Annotated in this window: 15 protein-coding genes; 10 read left to right on the top strand and 5 right to left on the bottom strand. The window is 64.3% G+C overall.

The genetic code is table 11. The features are described 5' to 3' along the window. Positions 1-68: 68 nt before the first annotated feature. Both O3306_RS19070 and O3306_RS19075 read left to right on the top strand, forming a co-directional pair. Complete coding sequence (locus tag O3306_RS19070) at positions 69-647, top strand: nitroreductase family protein (protein ID WP_272010281.1); 579 nt, start codon at positions 69-71, stop codon at positions 645-647. Beyond that, positions 644-1,336 (top strand): EI24 domain-containing protein, encoded by a 693-nt coding sequence (locus O3306_RS19075; RefSeq protein WP_272010283.1) that lies wholly within the window; start codon positions 644-646, stop codon positions 1,334-1,336. Before O3306_RS19070 ends, O3306_RS19075 begins: the two co-directional genes overlap by 4 nt. Here the strand turns inward: O3306_RS19075 and O3306_RS19080 are convergent. Continuing rightward, complete coding sequence (locus O3306_RS19080) at positions 1,320-1,610, bottom strand: DUF1467 family protein (RefSeq protein ID WP_272010285.1); 291 nt, start codon at positions 1,608-1,610, stop codon at positions 1,320-1,322. The genes O3306_RS19075 and O3306_RS19080 overlap by 17 nt on opposite strands. Then, positions 1,610-2,014, bottom strand: a complete 405-nt coding sequence (gene mce, locus O3306_RS19085; RefSeq protein ID WP_272010287.1) for a methylmalonyl-CoA epimerase — start codon at positions 2,012-2,014, stop codon at positions 1,610-1,612. Before mce ends, O3306_RS19080 begins: the two co-directional genes overlap by 1 nt. Positions 2,015-2,203: 189 nt before the next feature. On the opposite strand from mce, the gene O3306_RS19090 reads away from it, so the two are divergent. The 5 genes from O3306_RS19090 to O3306_RS19110 all read left to right on the top strand — a co-directional run bounded on the left by O3306_RS19090 (position 2,204) and on the right by O3306_RS19110 (position 6,951). Next, on the top strand, positions 2,204-2,923 hold the full coding sequence (locus O3306_RS19090; protein WP_272010289.1) for a response regulator: 720 nt from the start codon (positions 2,204-2,206) through the stop codon (positions 2,921-2,923). Positions 2,924-3,012: 89 nt separating this feature from the next. After that, the gene (locus O3306_RS19095; protein WP_272010291.1) at positions 3,013-4,389 is read left to right on the top strand and encodes a DUF1800 domain-containing protein; all 1,377 of its coding nucleotides are present in this window, start codon (positions 3,013-3,015) and stop codon (positions 4,387-4,389) included. Positions 4,390-4,405: 16 nt separating this feature from the next. Continuing rightward, positions 4,406-5,626 (top strand): DUF1501 domain-containing protein, encoded by a 1,221-nt coding sequence (locus O3306_RS19100; RefSeq protein ID WP_272010293.1) that lies wholly within the window; start codon positions 4,406-4,408, stop codon positions 5,624-5,626. A 69-nt stretch (positions 5,627-5,695) separates the two neighbouring features. Then, complete coding sequence (locus tag O3306_RS19105) at positions 5,696-6,415, top strand: GNAT family N-acetyltransferase (protein WP_272010295.1); 720 nt, start codon at positions 5,696-5,698, stop codon at positions 6,413-6,415. Between the two features lie 59 nt (positions 6,416-6,474). Beyond that, a complete protein-coding gene (locus O3306_RS19110) occupies positions 6,475-6,951 on the top strand; it encodes a hemerythrin domain-containing protein (protein ID WP_272010297.1) in 477 nt (158 codons plus the stop codon). Positions 6,952-7,037: 86 nt separating this feature from the next. Here the strand turns inward: O3306_RS19110 and aspS are convergent, their stop codons facing one another. After that, positions 7,038-8,816, bottom strand: a complete 1,779-nt coding sequence (gene aspS / locus O3306_RS19115; protein WP_272010309.1) for an aspartate--tRNA ligase — start codon at positions 8,814-8,816, stop codon at positions 7,038-7,040. Positions 8,817-9,093: 277 nt separating this feature from the next. On the opposite strand from aspS, the gene O3306_RS19120 reads away from it, so the two are divergent. Next, positions 9,094-10,323, top strand: a complete 1,230-nt coding sequence (locus O3306_RS19120; RefSeq protein WP_272010299.1) for an SAM-dependent methyltransferase — start codon at positions 9,094-9,096, stop codon at positions 10,321-10,323. A 39-nt stretch (positions 10,324-10,362) separates the two neighbouring features. Here O3306_RS19120 and O3306_RS19125 read toward each other — a convergent pair whose 3' ends face one another. Together O3306_RS19125 and O3306_RS19130 are read right to left on the bottom strand one after the other, a co-directional pair. Then, positions 10,363-11,013 carry an aminotransferase class IV family protein gene (locus O3306_RS19125; protein ID WP_272010301.1) on the bottom strand — a complete coding sequence of 217 codons (651 nt, stop codon included), beginning with the start codon at positions 11,011-11,013 and terminating at the stop codon, positions 10,363-10,365. Further along, complete coding sequence (locus O3306_RS19130; protein ID WP_272010303.1) at positions 10,968-12,089, bottom strand: aminodeoxychorismate synthase component I; 1,122 nt, start codon at positions 12,087-12,089, stop codon at positions 10,968-10,970. The genes O3306_RS19125 and O3306_RS19130 overlap by 46 nt, the downstream gene beginning before the upstream one ends. Positions 12,090-12,290: 201 nt before the next feature. Here O3306_RS19130 and carB point away from each other — a divergent pair, with 201 nt between their 5' ends. Together carB and O3306_RS19140 are read left to right on the top strand one after the other, a co-directional pair. Then, complete coding sequence (carB, locus tag O3306_RS19135; protein ID WP_272010305.1) at positions 12,291-15,590, top strand: carbamoyl-phosphate synthase large subunit; 3,300 nt, start codon at positions 12,291-12,293, stop codon at positions 15,588-15,590. Positions 15,591-16,027: 437 nt separating this feature from the next. Next, positions 16,028-16,150: a hypothetical protein gene (locus O3306_RS19140; protein ID WP_272010307.1), complete on the top strand. Its 123-nt coding sequence runs from the start codon at positions 16,028-16,030 to the stop codon at positions 16,148-16,150. Positions 16,151-16,656: the final 506 nt, after the last annotated feature.

The raw sequence follows: 16,656 nt of genomic DNA on the forward strand, positions 1-16,656 counted from the left end.
TGCCCCTTGACCCCGCACGCCCACGCGCTGACATAGGAGCAAAGCCAAAGAAAACGAAAGTCATTACCATGCCTGCCGTCAATCAACCTGTCCTTGATTTCCTGCTCAGCCGTCGGTCGCGTCCGGCCAAGACTCTGGGCCTTCCGGTGCCGGACAGGGAGGCACTGATGCCGATTCTGACCGCCGCCGCGCGCAGCCCCGATCATGGCAAGCTGGAGCCGTGGCGCTTTATCGTGCTGGAACGTGGCGCGCTGCTGCGGCTGGCCGCGCTGGTGCCGGAAGTTGGCGCTCGGCTGGGCCGGGATGCGGCAGATATCGAAAAGGCGCAGGGGCATTTCGCGCATGCGCATCTGGTCGTCGCGGTGATCGAATCGCAAAAACCGCCACAGAAGATCCCCGCAATCGAACAGAGCTATTCGGCAGGCGCGGTCTGTCTGGCCTTGCTGAACGCAGCACTCGCCTCGGGCTGGGGCGCGAACTGGCTCAGCGGCTGGCCCAGCCATGACCGCGAATTCTGCGCGACCGGACTGGGGCTGGCGGAAAATGAGCGGATCGCGGGGCTGATCCATATCGGCACCGCTTCGTCGCAGCCGCCAGAGCGTCCGCGCCCGGATATCAACGCCATTACCACATGGGTTTCGGAATGATCTTTTCCAGCTTTTACAAGGCGCTGGGTCAATTGAACGACCCGCGTTTCCGGCGCGTGATGATGTTTGGGATTGTCCTGACCATCGCGCTACTGGTGGCGGTCTACGCGGCTTTTCTGGCGCTGATCGCATGGCTGGTGGGCGATGCCAGCACGCTGCCGCTGATTGGCGAGGTCCGCTGGCTGAACGATCTGCTGGGTTGGAGCAGCCTGTTGCTGATGATCCTGCTGTCGGTGTTCCTGATGGTGCCTGTTGCCTCGGCGATCACCTCGATGTTCCTGGAGGAAGTGGCACAGGCCGTCGAGGACCGGCATTATCCAGCTTTGCCCCCCGCGAAACCGGTGCCCTTCTGGGATGCGGTGCGCGATACGGTCAATTTCCTCGGGGTGCTGGTGGGCGCGAACGTGCTGGCGCTCTTTGCCTATGCCTTTCTGCCCTTCGCCGCGATTTTCATCTTCTGGGCGCTCAATGGATATCTGCTGGGGCGGGAATATTTTCAGCTGGCCGCAATGCGCCGGATCGGGCGCGTCGAGGCCAAGAAGCTGAGGCGCCGCCACCGGCTACGCATATGGGCGGCGGGCACTCTGATGGCGATGCCGCTGTCGCTGCCGCTGGTGAACCTCGTCATCCCGATTCTGGGTGCCGCGACCTTCACGCATCTGTTCCACGCGATCACTCGGCAGGATTGAACTCTCCCGGCCCGAAACGCTCGAAAAGGTCGATATCGGCCAGCGTGATCTGCCCGGTGATGATGATCCATGCAGCGATTGCCCAGATGACAGCAGCGACCAGCGTCGTGATCAGCGCCTTTTTCTTCAGGTGGTGCTTTTGCGGCGAGCCTGTATGGGTGCCCGGCACCACTTCGCCCGCCTCGCCCTGAGTCTGAAGCCGGATCGGAATCGCGACCAGAAAGGTCATCGACCAGATGACCACGAAAAGCACGATGCCAGAGACCGGCCCCATCAGACCTGCTCCAGCTCGACAAGGCAGCCGTTGAAATCCTTGGGATGCAGGAACAGCACCGGCTTGCCATGCGCGCCGATCTTCGGCTCGCCCGTGCCCAGGACCCGCGCGCCGGTGGATTGCAGATGGTCGCGGGCGGCCAGAATATCGTCTACCTCATAGCAGATATGGTGAATGCCCCCGGATGGGTTCTTGTCCAGAAACCCTTGGATCGGGCTGTTCTCGCCCAGCGGATAGAGCAGCTCGATCTTGGTGTTCGGCAGCTCGATAAAAATGACCGTGACGCCGTGATCTGGCTCGTCCTGCGGTGCGCCGACAGTGGCGCCCAGCGCATCGCGATACTGCGCCGCGGCGGCTTCCAAATCCGGCACGGCGATGGCGACGTGGTTCAATCGGCCGATCATGGCGGCTCTCCTTTTCGGGGTCTTGTTCGGTCTGGCCGCCGTTATGGGGCGCTTGCAGGTCCAAGACAAGGCGTCAGCACGCCGCGCCTGCCTGCGCCGTTTCCGCTCCCGCCCATTAACCGCGCGTTAGCCATGCTTGCGCAATGCTGCCTGCATATTGCAACGCAACCACCCGACAGGAGCCCTGCCATGGACGATCTGCCCGCCCTGACCATCGACACTCCGCCCCCTTCTGCCACGCGCCCTCTGCTGGGCATGACGATTCTGGTGGTCGAAGACAGTCTGTATGCCAGCGATGCTATGCGCCTGATGTGCCTGCACAGCGGCGCGCGCATCCGGCGGGCCGATTGCCTGCGCTCGGCGCGGCGGCACCTGTCGGTCTACCGGCCCTCGGCGGTGATCATCGACCTTGGCCTGCCGGACGGATCGGGGCTGGAGCTGATCCGGGAACTGGACGATGCGCAGCCGCGCGTCGGCTCGATCATTGGCGCCAGCGCCACCGACGGGGCCGAGGCCAGCGCGCTGAATGCCGGCGCTGACGGGTTCCTGGCCAAACCGCTGGTCGATCTGGGCTCGTTCCAGCAGGTCATTCTGAACACCCTGCCGCGCGATCGCCAGCCGGGCGGCCCGCGCGTCCTGCGCTCTGATCCCGTGCGGCCCGACCCGATGGCGTTTCGCGATGACATGATGCACGCGTCCAACCTGCTGGATCTGCACGACGAGGGGCCGGTGATCGACTACGTGGCGCAGTTTCTGGGCGGGGTGGCACGGGCCGCCGACGATACACCGCTGCTGAACGCCGCCACCGCGCTGTCAGAACCTCGCCGCGATGGCGTGGCACGCGGCGCGCGGCTGGCGCAACTGGCCGGGCTGGTGCAGGCGCGCCTGAGCAACCGCGCGGCGATGTAGCAAGACCACCTTGATGACGCCGGTGGATTCCGCCCCGTCGCACCCTATATTGCGGTTACGCATTTGATGCGCGCAGGGAGGATGCCGGAGTGCCATTTGATCCGCGACTGGCCGAGATACGCTTTGGCTGCGGGCTGTCCCCGCGCCTGGCGCCACCGGGTTCCGCGGCAGAGATGCTGGCCCGGCTCACCGGCCCGGATGACGCCGCCGCAGCCTATCCCATCGCGCGATTCAGCACGATCCAGCCACAGCTGCACGCGCTGCAACGCGCCCGGCGTGCCCGGCGCAAGGCCAAGACCGATGCCGCGCGGCGCGCCGCCGAGGACCACTACAAGGATCTGCGTCGCACCCTGCGTACCGATGCTGCGCGCTGGACGGGCCATACTTTCCTGCGGCGCGCACTGACGCGCGACGCGTTGCGCGAACGGCTCACGGCCTTTTGGGCAGATCACTTTACGGCGCGCGGTGTGGGGCAAATCTGGAGCTTTGCCCACCTGCCCTATATCGAAGAGGCAATTCGCCCGCATGTCGCGGGCCGCTTTGCCGACATGCTGCGCGCGGCGGTGGCCCAGCCTCTGATGCTCAGCTATCTTGACCAATACCGCTCCTTTGGCCCCAACAGCCCCGCCGCGCGCGGCAAGCGCGGGCTGAACGAAAACCTCGCCCGCGAGATGCTGGAACTGCACACGCTGGGCGCGAACGGCCCCTACACCCAAGCGGACGTACGCCAGATGGCCGAATTGCTGACCGGCCTCACCTTCGACATGAAAAGCGGCTTTGCCTTTCGCCCGGACATGGCCGAACCCGGGGCCGAGACGGTGCTGGGCATTCACTATGGTGGTGCTGATGCGCGGCTGGCCGACATCCACGCAGCACTGGATGATCTAGCCGCCCACCCTGCCACTGCCGCCCATGTCGCGCGCAAACTGGCAGTGCATTTCGTATCGGACAATCCGCCGCCGTCGCTGATCCGCGCATTGACCCTGCGTTATACCGAGACCGCCGGCGATCTGGCCGCAGTCACCGACGCGCTGCTGACCCATCCCGATGCGTGGTCCACCGAGCTGCGCAACGTCAAGCAGCCGGTCGATTTTGTGGGCTCCGCGCTGCGCGCGCTCGATCTGGTGCCGCGTCACCTGCCCTTGAGCAACCTGCGCCGCATGCAGAACCTGCTGCTGACCCCGATGGCGCTGATGGGTCAACCAATGGGGGCGCCCCCCGGCCCGGATGGCTGGCCCGAGGATGATCCTGACTGGATCACGCCGCAGCGCCTTGCGGCACGGCTGCAATGGGTGATGAGCGCGCCGTTTCAACTGCGCCGCGCCCTGCCCCGGCCCGAGGCGTTTCTGATCGCCGCCCTAGGCGACAGCGCGCCCGAGCCGGTCAAGTTTGCCGCCCGCGCCGCCGAGAGCCGCGCCGAAGGCATCGGCATCATCCTGGCCTCCCCGGCCTTCCAGCGGTTCTGAAAGAGAGGCACAGCCCATGACCCTCACCCGCCGCCAGATGCTGCGCCGCAGTGCCGCCCTGGGCTGCTGCCTGGCTGCAAATCCGCTGGTCACGCCCGTGACACTGGCCAGCGCGCCGTCCGACAACCGCCTGGTGGTGATCATCCTGCGCGGCGGGCTGGACGGGTTGGGTCTGGTGCAGCCACGCGGCGATGCAGGTTTTGCCGCGCTGCGCCCGGACAGCGGCGCGGCGTTGGACCTTGACGGGTTCTTTGCGCTGCATGACGGCCTCGCGAGCCTGCATCCGCTATGGCAGGCAGGGCAGTTGGGCTTCGTGCATGCGGTGTCGACCCCCTATCGCGACCGGCGCAGCCATTTCGACGGGCAGGACATGCTGGAGGCCGGCACCGGCATGGACGCCTTGGGCCGCAATCGCAGTGGCTGGCTCAATCGCGCGCTGGCGCATCTGCCGGGGGCCGCTTCCCGCACCGCCTATGCCATTGGGCGCGCCGATATGTTGCTGACGCGCGGTGCGGCGCCGGTGGCCAACTGGGCACCCGATGCCGCGCTGACCCTCAGCAGTCAGGCCGAACTGCTGCTGGAACGGGTGATGCATGACGACCCGTTGTTTCGCGATGCCACGCTGGAGGCGATCGCGCTGTCAGCGACCGACCTTGGCGGCGCAATGACCGCGACGGACACCACGACCAGCGGCGACATGATGAACGCGATGAGCGAGAGCGTGCGCGCCGCGCGGACCGGCACACAGCCCGAAACCATCGCACGATTCGCCGCAACCCAGCTGCGCGCCGAGACGCGCATCGCCGCGTTTTCGCTGGGCGGGTTCGATACCCATTCACGCCAGGAGCGCAACCTGCCCCGCGCGCTTGGCCCGCTCTCCACCGCGATCCTGACCTTGCAGGCCGAGCTTGGCCCCCTTTGGGCGCGCACAACGATTGTCGCCGTTACCGAGTTTGGCCGCACCGCGCGGCTCAACGGCTCGGGCGGGACCGATCATGGCACTGCCGGCGCAATGCTGCTGGCGGGCGGTGCGGTGCGCGGCGGGCGCGTCGTGGCCGATTGGCCCGGTCTGGCCGAGGCCGATCTCTATCAACGCCGCGACCTGCGCCCGACCCGCGATCTGCGCGCGCATCTGGCCTGGCTGCTCGCCGGGCTTTACGGGCTGGACCGGACCACGCTGGAGGCCGAGGTTTTCCCCGGTCTCGACATGGGCACCGATCCACGGTTGATCCTCTGACGGGTTTTGCTTTCATGCCCCGCGCCTGCAGGACTATGATCACGCAACCAACCGCAAGAAAGGCCGCCTATGCCCGAACTTGACCTTCGCCCCCGCGGCCCGCGTGTCGAAGGATGGACGCCGCCGCCCATCCCCGGTGCCATGCAACTGGACGGGCGCTATGCGATGCTGACGCCGCTCGATCCAGAGGCGCACGCGGCGCTGCTTTTTCGCGCCTTCGACGGGCATGACTGGGTCTGGGACTATATGCCCGTAGGCCCGTTCGCCTCTTCCGCGCAGTTCCACCGCTGGATGCGCGATGCGGTCGCAACACCGGGCATCGTATTCTACGCGATCAAGGACAAAGTCAGCGGCCGCTTTGGCGGATTTGCCTCTTACCTGCGGATCAAGCCGGAAGCCGGGTCGATCGAACTGGGCTTCATCGCCATGGCCCCGCAGATGCAACACACGCGGGCCGCGACCGAAGCGATGTATATGATGATGAAATGGGCGTTTCAGGCCGGGTATCGCCGGTTCGAGTGGAAATGCGATGCGCTCAACCATCCCTCGCGCCGCGCCGCGCAGCGCCTCGGGCTGAGCTACGAGGGCGTCTTTCGTCAGGCCACCGTGGTCAAGGGCCGCAACCGCGACACCGCATGGTTTGCCGCCATCGACAGCGAATGGCCCGCGCTGGACGAGGCATTTCGCCTCTGGCTCGACCCGTCGAATTTCGGTGCGGACGGGCGGCAGCGCGAGGCGCTGAGCGATTTGACTCGGCTGGTGCGCGCGACGGATGATCCCACGCTCTGACCGCGCAAGGAACCGCGGACAGACATTCGGCGTTAGGCTGTCAAACCAAGGAGACAGCCATGCCTGATATCTACACCGCCATCCGCAACGACCATGACGAACATCGCGCCTTGCTGGCGCAGATCGCCGACACCACCGGCGACAGCGAGGACCGCCGCCGCGCGTGGCGAAAATTCTACCGCGACGTCAAGAGCCACGCCGCAGCAGAAGAAGAGACGTTCTATTCCAAGCTGATTTCCAAGACCTGGGGGCAGGATTCGGCTCGCCATTCGGTGCATGAGCATCAGCAGCTTGATGACATCATGGAAGAATTGAACGAGATGGACATGTCGTCCAGTGGCTGGCTGACCCGGTTCAAGACCCTGCGCCACGACTATGAGCACCACGTCGACGAAGAAGAGGACGAGGTGTTCACCCGCGCCAAAGAGGTCATCAGCAAAGACGATATCGAAGGCTACGGCGAACGGTTTCTGAACCGCAAGGCCGAGGAGCGCTCGCTGATTGATGCCAAGCGCGAGGACAGTCTGGAGGATTGACCCGCCCATGAATGCAAAATGGCCGCGAGGCATCCCGCCCGCGGCCATTTTCGTGTCTTACCCCCGCGCTCAAAGCAGCGCGGCGGTTAGTCCTCGCGCGGCAGAACCCGCAGGCCCAGCTCCATCAACTGATCGCTGGTGGGGTCGCTGGGGGCGTTCATCATCAGGTCTTCGGCACGCTGGTTCATCGGGAACATGATGACTTCGCGGATGTTGGCCTCGTCCGCCAGCAGCATCACGATCCGGTCGATCCCGGCCGCACAGCCGCCGTGGGGCGGTGCGCCGTATTGGAAGGCGTTGACCATCCCGCCAAAGCGCTTGCGCACCTCGGCCTCGTCATAGCCGGCCAGCTCGAACGCCTTGATCATTACGTCCAGTCGGTGGTTCCGGATCGCGCCCGAGACCAACTCGTAGCCGTTGCAGGTCAGATCGTACTGATAGCCCAGCACTTCCAGAGGATCGCCATTCAGCGCCTCCAGCCCGCCCTGCGGCATCGAGAACGGGTTGTGGCTGAAATCGATCCTGCCGGTTTCCTCGTCGGCCTCGTACATCGGAAAATCGACGATCCAAGCAAAGGCAAAGCGATCCTCGTCGATCAGCTTCAACTCGCGCCCGATCTCGTTGCGCGCACGACCCGCGACAGCCTCGAACGCGGACGGCTTGCCTCCGAGGAAGAACGCCGCATCCCCGACCTCAAGGCCCAGTTGCTGGCGGATCGCTTCGGTGCGCTCGGGGCCGATGTTCTTGGCCAGCGGGCCGGCGGCTTCCATCCCCTCGCCCTGATCGCGCCAGAAGATGTAACCCATCCCGGGCAACCCTTCCTTCTGAGCGAAGGCGTTCATCCGGTCGCAGAACTTGCGTGATCCGCCGCCCGGCGCGGGGATGGCGCGGATTTCGGTGCCGTCCTGCTCCAGCAGCTTGGCAAAGATCGCGAAACCGGAGCCTGCGAAATGCTCGCTGACGCGCTGCATCTTGATCGGGTTGCGCAGGTCGGGCTTGTCAGTGCCGTACCACAGCGCGGAATCCTTGAAGCTGATCTGCTCCCAGGTCTGGTCGACCTTGCGGCCACCGCCGAACTCTTCGAACACGCCCGCGATCACCGGCTGGATCGTGTCGAACACGTCCTGCTGCTCGACAAAGCTCATCTCCATGTCGAGTTGATAGAAATCGGTAGGCGAGCGATCAGCACGCGGGTCTTCGTCCCGGAAACAGGGCGCGATCTGGAAATACTTGTCGAATCCGCTGACCATGATCAGCTGCTTGAACTGCTGCGGCGCTTGCGGCAACGCGTAGAACTTGCCGGGGTGCAGACGCGACGGAACCAGGAAATCGCGCGCGCCTTCGGGGCTGGACGCGGTGATGATCGGCGTTTGGTATTCGCGGAACCCGTTGCCCCACATCCGTTCACGGATGCTGCGCACCACGTCCGAACGCAGTGTCATGTTGGCCTGCATCGCATCGCGGCGCAGGTCGAGATAGCGATACCGCAGGCGCGTTTCCTCGGGGTATTCCTGATCGCCGAACACGATCAGCGGCAGCTCTTTGGCAGCGCCCAGAACCTCGATATCGCGCACATAAACCTCGATCTCGCCGGTGGGCAGCTTGGGGTTCACCAGGCTGTCATCGCGCGCCTTGACCGTGCCGTCGATGCGCACGCACCATTCGCTGCGCAGCTTCTCGACCTCGGCAAAGACCGGGCTGTCGGGATCGCACAGGACCTGGGTAATGCCGTAATGATCGCGCAGATCGACGAACAGCACGCCGCCATGATCTCGGATCCGGTGAACCCAGCCGCTGAGGCGAACGGCGTCGCCCACGTTTGATTTGGTCAGCTCGGCGCAGGTATGGCTGCGAAATGGGTGCATGTCGGTCCTCATGGTCCCCGGCCTGCGGGGCGCTGGAAATCGGCGTCAGGTTGGTGTTTGTTGGCTTCTGTCGGTTCGCGCCGATACACCTTGCCCGGACGGCAAAGTCAAGGGGCAGCCCCATGCCGGAAATAGCCCGGTGGAACCAATCTAGTGGTAAAACCGTTTACATATCGGCTCTTTTGCGCAAAACTCCGGCAGTTGCGCGATGTAAGCGCAGCCATTGCATCTACCAGAAGGGGGCGTCCGCATAGGCGCATTTGAATGGGGGTGAGACATGTGGAGCAATATACTACACCGTTTCCTGACACATCTGATCCGTCGGGGCGAACTGAGCGTAACCTACCCGGACGGCACGCAACGTATTTACGGCGATGCCACCGGCGGCCAGCGGGCCGCCGTCAGCCTACACGATCCGTCCTTGCCCCGGCGCATCGTGCTCTCGCCCGACATGGCCGTCGGCGAAGCCTATATGGACGGCAAGCTGCGTATCGAGAATGACGATCTATACGGCTTTCTCGGGGTCGCGATCGGCAATCTCGCGGAACAGGGCCAGCCTTGGTTCCGCCGCCCGCTGGAGATGGTCCAGCACCTGGGCCGCTGGGCCGCACAGTTCAACCCCGCCCCGCGCGCCCGCGCCAACGTCGCGCATCACTATGACCTGTCCGGCAAGCTCTACGATCTTTTCCTTGACGCGGACCGGCAATATTCCTGCGCGTATTTCGCCGATCCGGGCATGAGCCTGGAAGACGCGCAAACCGCCAAGAAACACCACATTGCGGCCAAGCTGTTGCTCAAGCCGGGGATGCGGGTGCTTGATATCGGTTGTGGCTGGGGCGGCATGGGCCTGACACTGGCGCGCGATTACGGCGCGCAGGTGCTGGGGGTCACGCTGTCACGCGAACAGCATCGCGTCGCCAATGAGCGCGCCCGCGCCGCCGGGCTGGCAGATCGCGCCCGCTTTGAGCTGATGGATTACCGCGCCGTCGAAGGGCAGTTCGACCGGATCGTGTCGATCGGCATGTTCGAGCATGTCGGTGTGCCGCATTACCGCGTCTATTTCGACAAAGTCAGGGAAAGGCTCGCTCCGAACGGCGTCGCGCTGATCCATTCGATCGGGCGTGCCGGCCCGCCGGGCGCAACCAGCCCCTGGATCGCCAAGTACATCTTTCCCGGCGGCTATGTTCCCGCACTGTCGGAAATGACCCGCGCAGTGGAAAACTCCGGGCTGATCGCCACGGATGTCGAGGTATGGCGCCTGCACTACGCTGAAACCCTGCGCCACTGGCACGACAGGTTCATGGCGAATGTGGACGCCGCCCGCGAACTCTATGACGAAAGGTTCTGCCGGATGTGGCGCTACTACCTTGTCGCGTCAGAACTGACATTCCGGCTGAACCGGCAGGTGGTGTTCCAGATGCAGCTGTCACCGGTGCAGGACGCGGTGCCGTTGACCCGCGATTACCTCTTTGATAGCGGCCAAGCTAGGCGGCAGGCGGCAGAATAGGCCGGGCTTGGGCGCGGGGCTTGCTCCGCGCACGGGCGGTCAATCTGGCAAATCGACCAATTCCGCCCGGATCACCCCCCGCAGCGAGTTGCCGACATGGATCTCGGCCGCGCCGCGCAGGTCATCAAGGCCGAGCCTTTGCGGCTTGGCGCGCCGCGCGGCGATCAGAACCTCGCGGCCGATCCCCGGCAGGCAGCCGCAGGCGCGCGGCGGGGTCAGCAACATGCCATCCCAGGCAACATAAACGTTGGTGATCGTGCCTTCGCAGACCGCCCCGCCGGTGTTGAGGAAAATCCACTCGTCCACATCCTCGGGCAGTGCGGCGCGGGCGCGGTCATAGAGGGCGCGCCGTGTCGTTTTCACGCCCAGCCACGGATCGCTTGCGCTGACCCGCTCGGGGTGCACTGCCACGCGCCAGCGGGTACCGGGTGCCAGCGGCGCAAACGGTGCCTGCTCGACTTCTGCCGCACCATGCGAATCCACCGTCAAGCGCACCCGCTGCGGGCCGTCCCCGCGCACTGCCGCCAGCGCCGCCTCCACCCCGCGGGGCACAATCGCGAAACGTCGCGCCGTGCGCGCCAGACGCCGCAGATGCCGCGCCCGGTGCTGCACACCGTCCTGCGGTGTCCAGAGCATTGTTTCGATCAGGCGAAAGCCGGGATCAGCGGGCGGACAAAGCGTGTTTTCCACAGCGCCTCCTCATACTCGGATTTGGCAGTGCTATCATAGACCACGCCGCCGCCGACGTTCAGTGTCGCAGCACCTTCCTCCAGCAAAAGCGTGCGGATCGCCACGTTGAACTCGGCCCGCCCGTCCGGCGCGGCCCAGCCGATCGAGCCGCAATAAATGTCGCGCGCTGCGGGTTCCAGCGCCGCAAGTATCTGCATCGCCCGCAGCTTGGGCGCGCCGGTGATCGACCCGCAGGGGAAAAGCGCGCTCAGGATCGCCGCCAGCCCGGTCCCCGCCGCCATCTGGCCGGTGATATGCGACGTCATCTGGTGCACGGTCTCGTAGCTTTCGACCGTGAACAGCTCTGGCACGCGCACCGTGCCGGGCATGCAGATACGCGACAGGTCATTGCGCAGCAGATCGACGATCATCAGGTTCTCGGCGCGGTTCTTCTCGTCGGTTTGCAGGAAATAGCGCCGCCGCGCATCTTCGGTGGCATCACTGCTGCGCGGCTGGGTACCCTTCATTGGGCGCGTCTCGATCAGCCCGCCCGCGCCGGTGCGAAAGAACAATTCGGGGGACCGCGACAGGATCGCGCGGCCCTCTTCCTCGATCAGCGCGCCGTAGCGCACCGGCTGCGCCTCGCGCAAGGCGCGGTAGAGCGCAGGCGCGGTGCCGGTGGCACGCAACGCAACAGGAAAGGTCAGGTTGGCCTGATAGATATCGCCCGCGCAGATATAGTCATGCACCCGGTCAAAGGCCCGGGCGTAGCGCGCCGCATCCCAATCTGGGGTGAACCCCTCCAGCCGCGCCGGCCCGCCGGGCAGCGGCGTTGCCGGCGTCGGTTCATCATAGACCCCGAAAGAGATCAGCGGCAGCCGCCGCGCGCGCGGCATCAGCGGCGCCAGGCGCGGCTCCAGCGCATAGCCCAACTCGTAGCTGGCATAGCCTGCCAGCCACTTGCCCTGGGCCCGCGCCGAATCCAATGCATCCAGCGCACCGGGCACGTCATCAGGCGTGTCGGCCACGATCCTGCGCCGTGGCTGGGCAAACTGGCACGCGATGCCGTCCGGCCCGTGATCAAAGCGAATCTGCAATTGCGCCCCCGAGATAGCCCTTGCACGCGCTACCTAATCGGACCGCTGCCCAAAAAACAGGTGCAAAAGCGACCTCGCGGCGTCCATTCCGCCTTACCCCTTGCGCCGGGATGCCCCATAGCTATAACGCGGACAATTTGCCAAAGCACCGTTCTGCCACCCGCGCCCTGCGGCACCGATCCGCTGACCAGAGGACACACCATGCCCAAAAGAGACGACATCTCATCCATCATGATCATTGGCGCCGGGCCGATCATCATCGGGCAGGCCTGCGAGTTCGACTATTCCGGCGCACAAGCCTGCAAGGCGCTGCGCGAAGAGGGCTACCGCGTCATTCTGGTCAATTCGAACCCGGCCACGATCATGACCGACCCCGAACTGGCCGACGCCACCTATATCGAACCGATCACGCCCGAAGTGGTGGCGAAGATCATCGAAAAGGAACGCCCCGACGCATTGCTGCCCACGATGGGCGGGCAGACCGGGCTGAATACCGCGCTGGCGGTGGCCGACATGGGCGTGCTGGAAAAATACGGCGTCGAGCTGATCGGCGCCAACCGCGCCGCCATCGAGATGGCCGAGGATCGCAAGCTGTTCCGCGAGGCGATGGACCGGCTGGGCATCGAAAACCCCAAGGCGGTTATCGCCAACGACATTGATGAATGCATGGCCGCGCTGGAGCATGTCGGCCTGCCAGCCATCATCCGCCCGGCCTATACCCTTGGCGGAACTGGCGGGGGCGTCGCCTATAATCGTGACGACTACGTGCATTACTGCAAGACGGGCCTCGATGCGTCGCCGGTCAGCCAGATCCTGATCGACGAATCTCTGCTGGGCTGGAAGGAATTCGAGATGGAGGTCGTGCGCGACCGCGCCGACAATGCCATCATCGTCTGCGCCATCGAGAACGTTGACCCGATGGGCGTGCATACCGGCGATTCCATCACGGTGGCCCCGGCCCTGACGCTGACCGACAAGGAATACCAGATCATGCGCAACGGCTCGATTGCCGTGCTGCGCGAGATCGGCGTCGAGACCGGCGGATCGAACGTGCAATGGGCGATCAACCCCGAAGATGGCCGCATGGTGGTGATCGAGATGAACCCGCGTGTCAGCCGCTCTTCGGCGCTGGCTTCCAAGGCGACCGGTTTCCCGATTGCCAAGATCGCGGCCAAGCTGGCGGTAGGCTATACGCTTGACGAGCTGGACAACGACATCACCCAGGTGACGCCGGCCAGCTTCGAGCCGACCATCGATTATGTCGTGACCAAGATTCCGCGCTTTGCGTTCGAGAAATTCCCCGGCTCCAAACCGAACCTGACCACCGCGATGAAATCCGTGGGTGAGGCGATGGCCATCGGCCGCACCATCCACGAGAGCCTGCAAAAGGCGCTCGCGTCGATGGAAACCGGGCTGACCGGCTTTGACGAAATCGCGATCGAAGGCGCCCCCGACCCCGCCGCCGTCACCCGCGCGCTCAGCCAGCAGACACCGGACCGTATCCGGGTGATCGCCCAGGCGATGCGCCACGGGTTGAGCGATGATGCGATCCGTGCGGTGACCATGTACGATCCGTGGTTCCTGGCCCGGATCCGCGAAATCATCGAGATCGAGGAAGAGGTCAGAGCCGCCGGTCTGCCGACGGACGAGGCCGGGCTGCGCCGGCTCAAGATGTTCGGCTTCACCGATGCGAGGCTGGCCAAACTGACCGGCAAGACCGAAATCGAAGTTCGCAAGGCCCGCCATGCCGCCGGTGTCACGGCCGTTTTCAAACGCATCGACACCTGCGCCGCCGAATTCGAGGCCCAGACCCCCTATATGTATTCCACCTACGAGACCTCGATGATGGGAGAGGTGGAATGCGAGGCGCGCCCCACCGACCGCAAGAAAGTGGTCATCCTTGGCGGCGGCCCGAACCGGATCGGCCAGGGGATCGAGTTCGACTATTGCTGCTGTCATGCCTGCTATGCCCTGACGGATGCAGGCTATGAAACGATCATGATCAACTGCAACCCCGAGACGGTCAGCACGGATTACGACACCTCCGACCGGCTCTATTTCGAGCCGCTGACCTTCGAGCATGTGATGGAAATCCTGCGGGTAGAGCAGCAGAACGGCACGCTGCATGGCGTGATCGTGCAATTCGGCGGGCAGACACCGCTGAAAATTGCCGGTGCGCTCGAAGCCGAGGGCATCCCGATCCTGGGCACCTCGCCCGACGCCATCGATCTGGCCGAGGACCGCGAGCGGTTCCAGCAACTGGTGCAGAAACTGGAGCTGAAACAGCCGCGCAACGGCATTGCCTCCACCGATGCGCAGGCGCTGGCCATTGCCGACGATATCGGCTTTCCGCTGGTGATCCGCCCGTCATACGTGCTGGGTGGCCGCGCGATGGAAATCGTGCGCGACATGGCCCATCTGGAACGCTACATCTCTGAGGCCGTCGTGGTGTCTGGCGACAGCCCCGTGTTGCTGGACAGCTACCTCTCGGGTGCGATCGAATGCGACGTGGACGCGCTCTGCGACGGGACCGACGTGCACGTGACCGGTATCATGCAGCATATCGAAGAGGCCGGCGTGCATTCCGGCGACAGCGCCTGCTCGATCCCGCCCTTTTCGCTGTCCCTGCCGATCCTTGAAGAAATCGAACGCCAGACCAAGGCGCTGGCACGTGCGCTGCATGTTGTCGGCCTGATGAACGTGCAATTCGCGGTCAAGGGCGACGATATCTACCTCATCGAGGTCAACCCGCGCGCCTCGCGCACCGTGCCTTTCGTCGCCAAGGCCACCGATAGCGCCATCGCCTCCATCGCCGCCCGGCTGATGGCCGGAGAGCCCCTCAGCGCCTTTGCCCATCGCGGCGCCTACCCCGCCGATACCAAGCCCGGCACATTGCCGATGGCCGACCAGATGACGCTGGCCGATTACCGGATGCCTTGGTTCTCGGTCAAAGAGGCGGTGCTGCCCTTCGCCCGCTTCCCCGGCGTCGATACCATCCTCGGCCCCGAAATGCGCTCGACCGGCGAAGTCATGGGCTGGGACGTCTCGTTCCCGCGTGCCTTCCTCAAGGCGCAGATGGGGGCCGGCGTCGATCTGCCAACCGAGGGCAGCGTCTTCCTGTCCATCAAGGATGAAGACAAAACGCCGCAACTGGTGGAAACCGCGCGTATCATGGTCGATCTGGGCTTCTCGCTGGTTGCCACGCGGGGCACCGGCGCTTTCCTGGCGCAGCACGATCTGACCTGTCAGCTTGTCAACAAGGTCTACGAGGGGCGCCCCAACGTGGTGGACATGCTGAAGGACGGGCAAATCGCACTGGTGATGAACACCACCGAAAACGCGATGGCGGTCGAGGACAGCCGCGAGATCCGATCGGTCGCGCTCTATGACCGCATCCCCTACTTCACTACCGCCGCCGCCGCCCACGCGGTCGCCCTGGCGATGCAGGCGCGCCAGGAGGGCGATCTGCAGGTGATGCCATTGCAGGGCGTGAGGGACTGACCAGCCCCCACTGCCGGGCAAACAGCCCGGCACGTCAAGATCACAGCACCATAGGCCGGGCTTTTAGCAGCCCGGCACGAATCAGCGTGCCTTTGCTTGGGCATCTGTGGGTCAGGCAGGCCGGTGGCCGTCATCCTATGGCTGCAAAGCTGTTGCGAAAAATCCACTCGAAGCGTGCGTTGCCCTGCCCAGAACCGCGTCAGCCTGCCATATGAGAAAAGTTCACGTGCGGGTCACAAATTTGCCATGAAGATTTTCTGATACTCTTCATGGACTTAACACCCAAATAGCCAGCCATGCAGTTTTCAATCACTTGGCATGCGTAAATTGCATAATTGAATCAGATTTTGAGATTGCAAAAGAAACAAAACTGGCTAGATGGGTGATCAGGATGCACGCAGCATCCCAAATGTTGGCTATCGAATAAGGAGGCACCCATGACTCGGGACGAACTGAACCGCGAACTTCGCATGCATAGTGCCACCTTTCCGGCGGTGCTGGTTGTGTACGGCATCCTGGTCGGGACTTTGGTCCTGTCAGCCATGGCGATTACCGCCTGAGCTGACCCAGCTTGTGGGGTCCAGGCCCCCTTTACTGACACCCAGATAAACACTGCGGCGGATGGACCAGCTTCCATGCGCCGTTTTCCTATTCATTCAAGCGGGGCACCTCCCCTCTTCCTTCGCCCAAGGAGTCCTACCATGACGCGTGAACAACTGAACCGCGAGCTGCGTGCGCATACCGCTTCTTTCCCTGCCATGCTGATCGTTTACGCGATCCTCGTGGCGACGATGGTGTTCTCCGCGATGGCGATTATCTGATCCCATCTGGCTGATCCAGGAATTGGAAAGCGGCGAAGAGGATCCCCTCTCCGCCGCTTTTTCGTTTCTGCAATCCCCGGCACGCCGGGGGCTATCGCGCGTCAGTGCACGATTTTCGCATCTTTTGGATCGATCTTGGCTGCGGCTGCATCGCCGACATTGTCGATCCCGCGCTCTTCGAGAAGCGTGGTCAGCCAGTTGGGGTCCATCTCGGGCACCGAGCTGAGCAGCAGGTCCGTGTAGGG

Source organism: Roseovarius sp. ZX-A-9 (assembly GCF_028369135.1).
Taxonomy (GTDB): domain Bacteria; phylum Pseudomonadota; class Alphaproteobacteria; order Rhodobacterales; family Rhodobacteraceae; genus Roseovarius.

Bases quoted from the DNA above. Each gene is read 5' to 3' on its own strand.
- O3306_RS19070 (WP_272010281.1), top strand. From the start codon at position 69: ATGCCTGCCGTCAATCAACCTGTCCTTGATTTCCTGCTCAGCCGTCGG.
- O3306_RS19075 (WP_272010283.1), top strand. From the start codon at position 644: ATGATCTTTTCCAGCTTTTACAAGGCGCTGGGTCAATTGAACGACCCG.
- O3306_RS19080 (WP_272010285.1), bottom strand. From the start codon at position 1,610: ATGGGGCCGGTCTCTGGCATCGTGCTTTTCGTGGTCATCTGGTCGATG.
- mce (WP_272010287.1), bottom strand. From the start codon at position 2,014: ATGATCGGCCGATTGAACCACGTCGCCATCGCCGTGCCGGATTTGGAA.
- O3306_RS19090 (WP_272010289.1), top strand. From the start codon at position 2,204: ATGGACGATCTGCCCGCCCTGACCATCGACACTCCGCCCCCTTCTGCC.
- O3306_RS19100 (WP_272010293.1), top strand. From the start codon at position 4,406: ATGACCCTCACCCGCCGCCAGATGCTGCGCCGCAGTGCCGCCCTGGGC.
- O3306_RS19105 (WP_272010295.1), top strand. From the start codon at position 5,696: ATGCCCGAACTTGACCTTCGCCCCCGCGGCCCGCGTGTCGAAGGATGG.
- O3306_RS19110 (WP_272010297.1), top strand. From the start codon at position 6,475: ATGCCTGATATCTACACCGCCATCCGCAACGACCATGACGAACATCGC.
- aspS (WP_272010309.1), bottom strand. From the start codon at position 8,816: ATGCACCCATTTCGCAGCCATACCTGCGCCGAGCTGACCAAATCAAAC.
- O3306_RS19120 (WP_272010299.1), top strand. From the start codon at position 9,094: ATGTGGAGCAATATACTACACCGTTTCCTGACACATCTGATCCGTCGG.
- carB (WP_272010305.1), top strand. From the start codon at position 12,291: ATGCCCAAAAGAGACGACATCTCATCCATCATGATCATTGGCGCCGGG.
- O3306_RS19140 (WP_272010307.1), top strand. From the start codon at position 16,028: ATGACTCGGGACGAACTGAACCGCGAACTTCGCATGCATAGTGCCACC.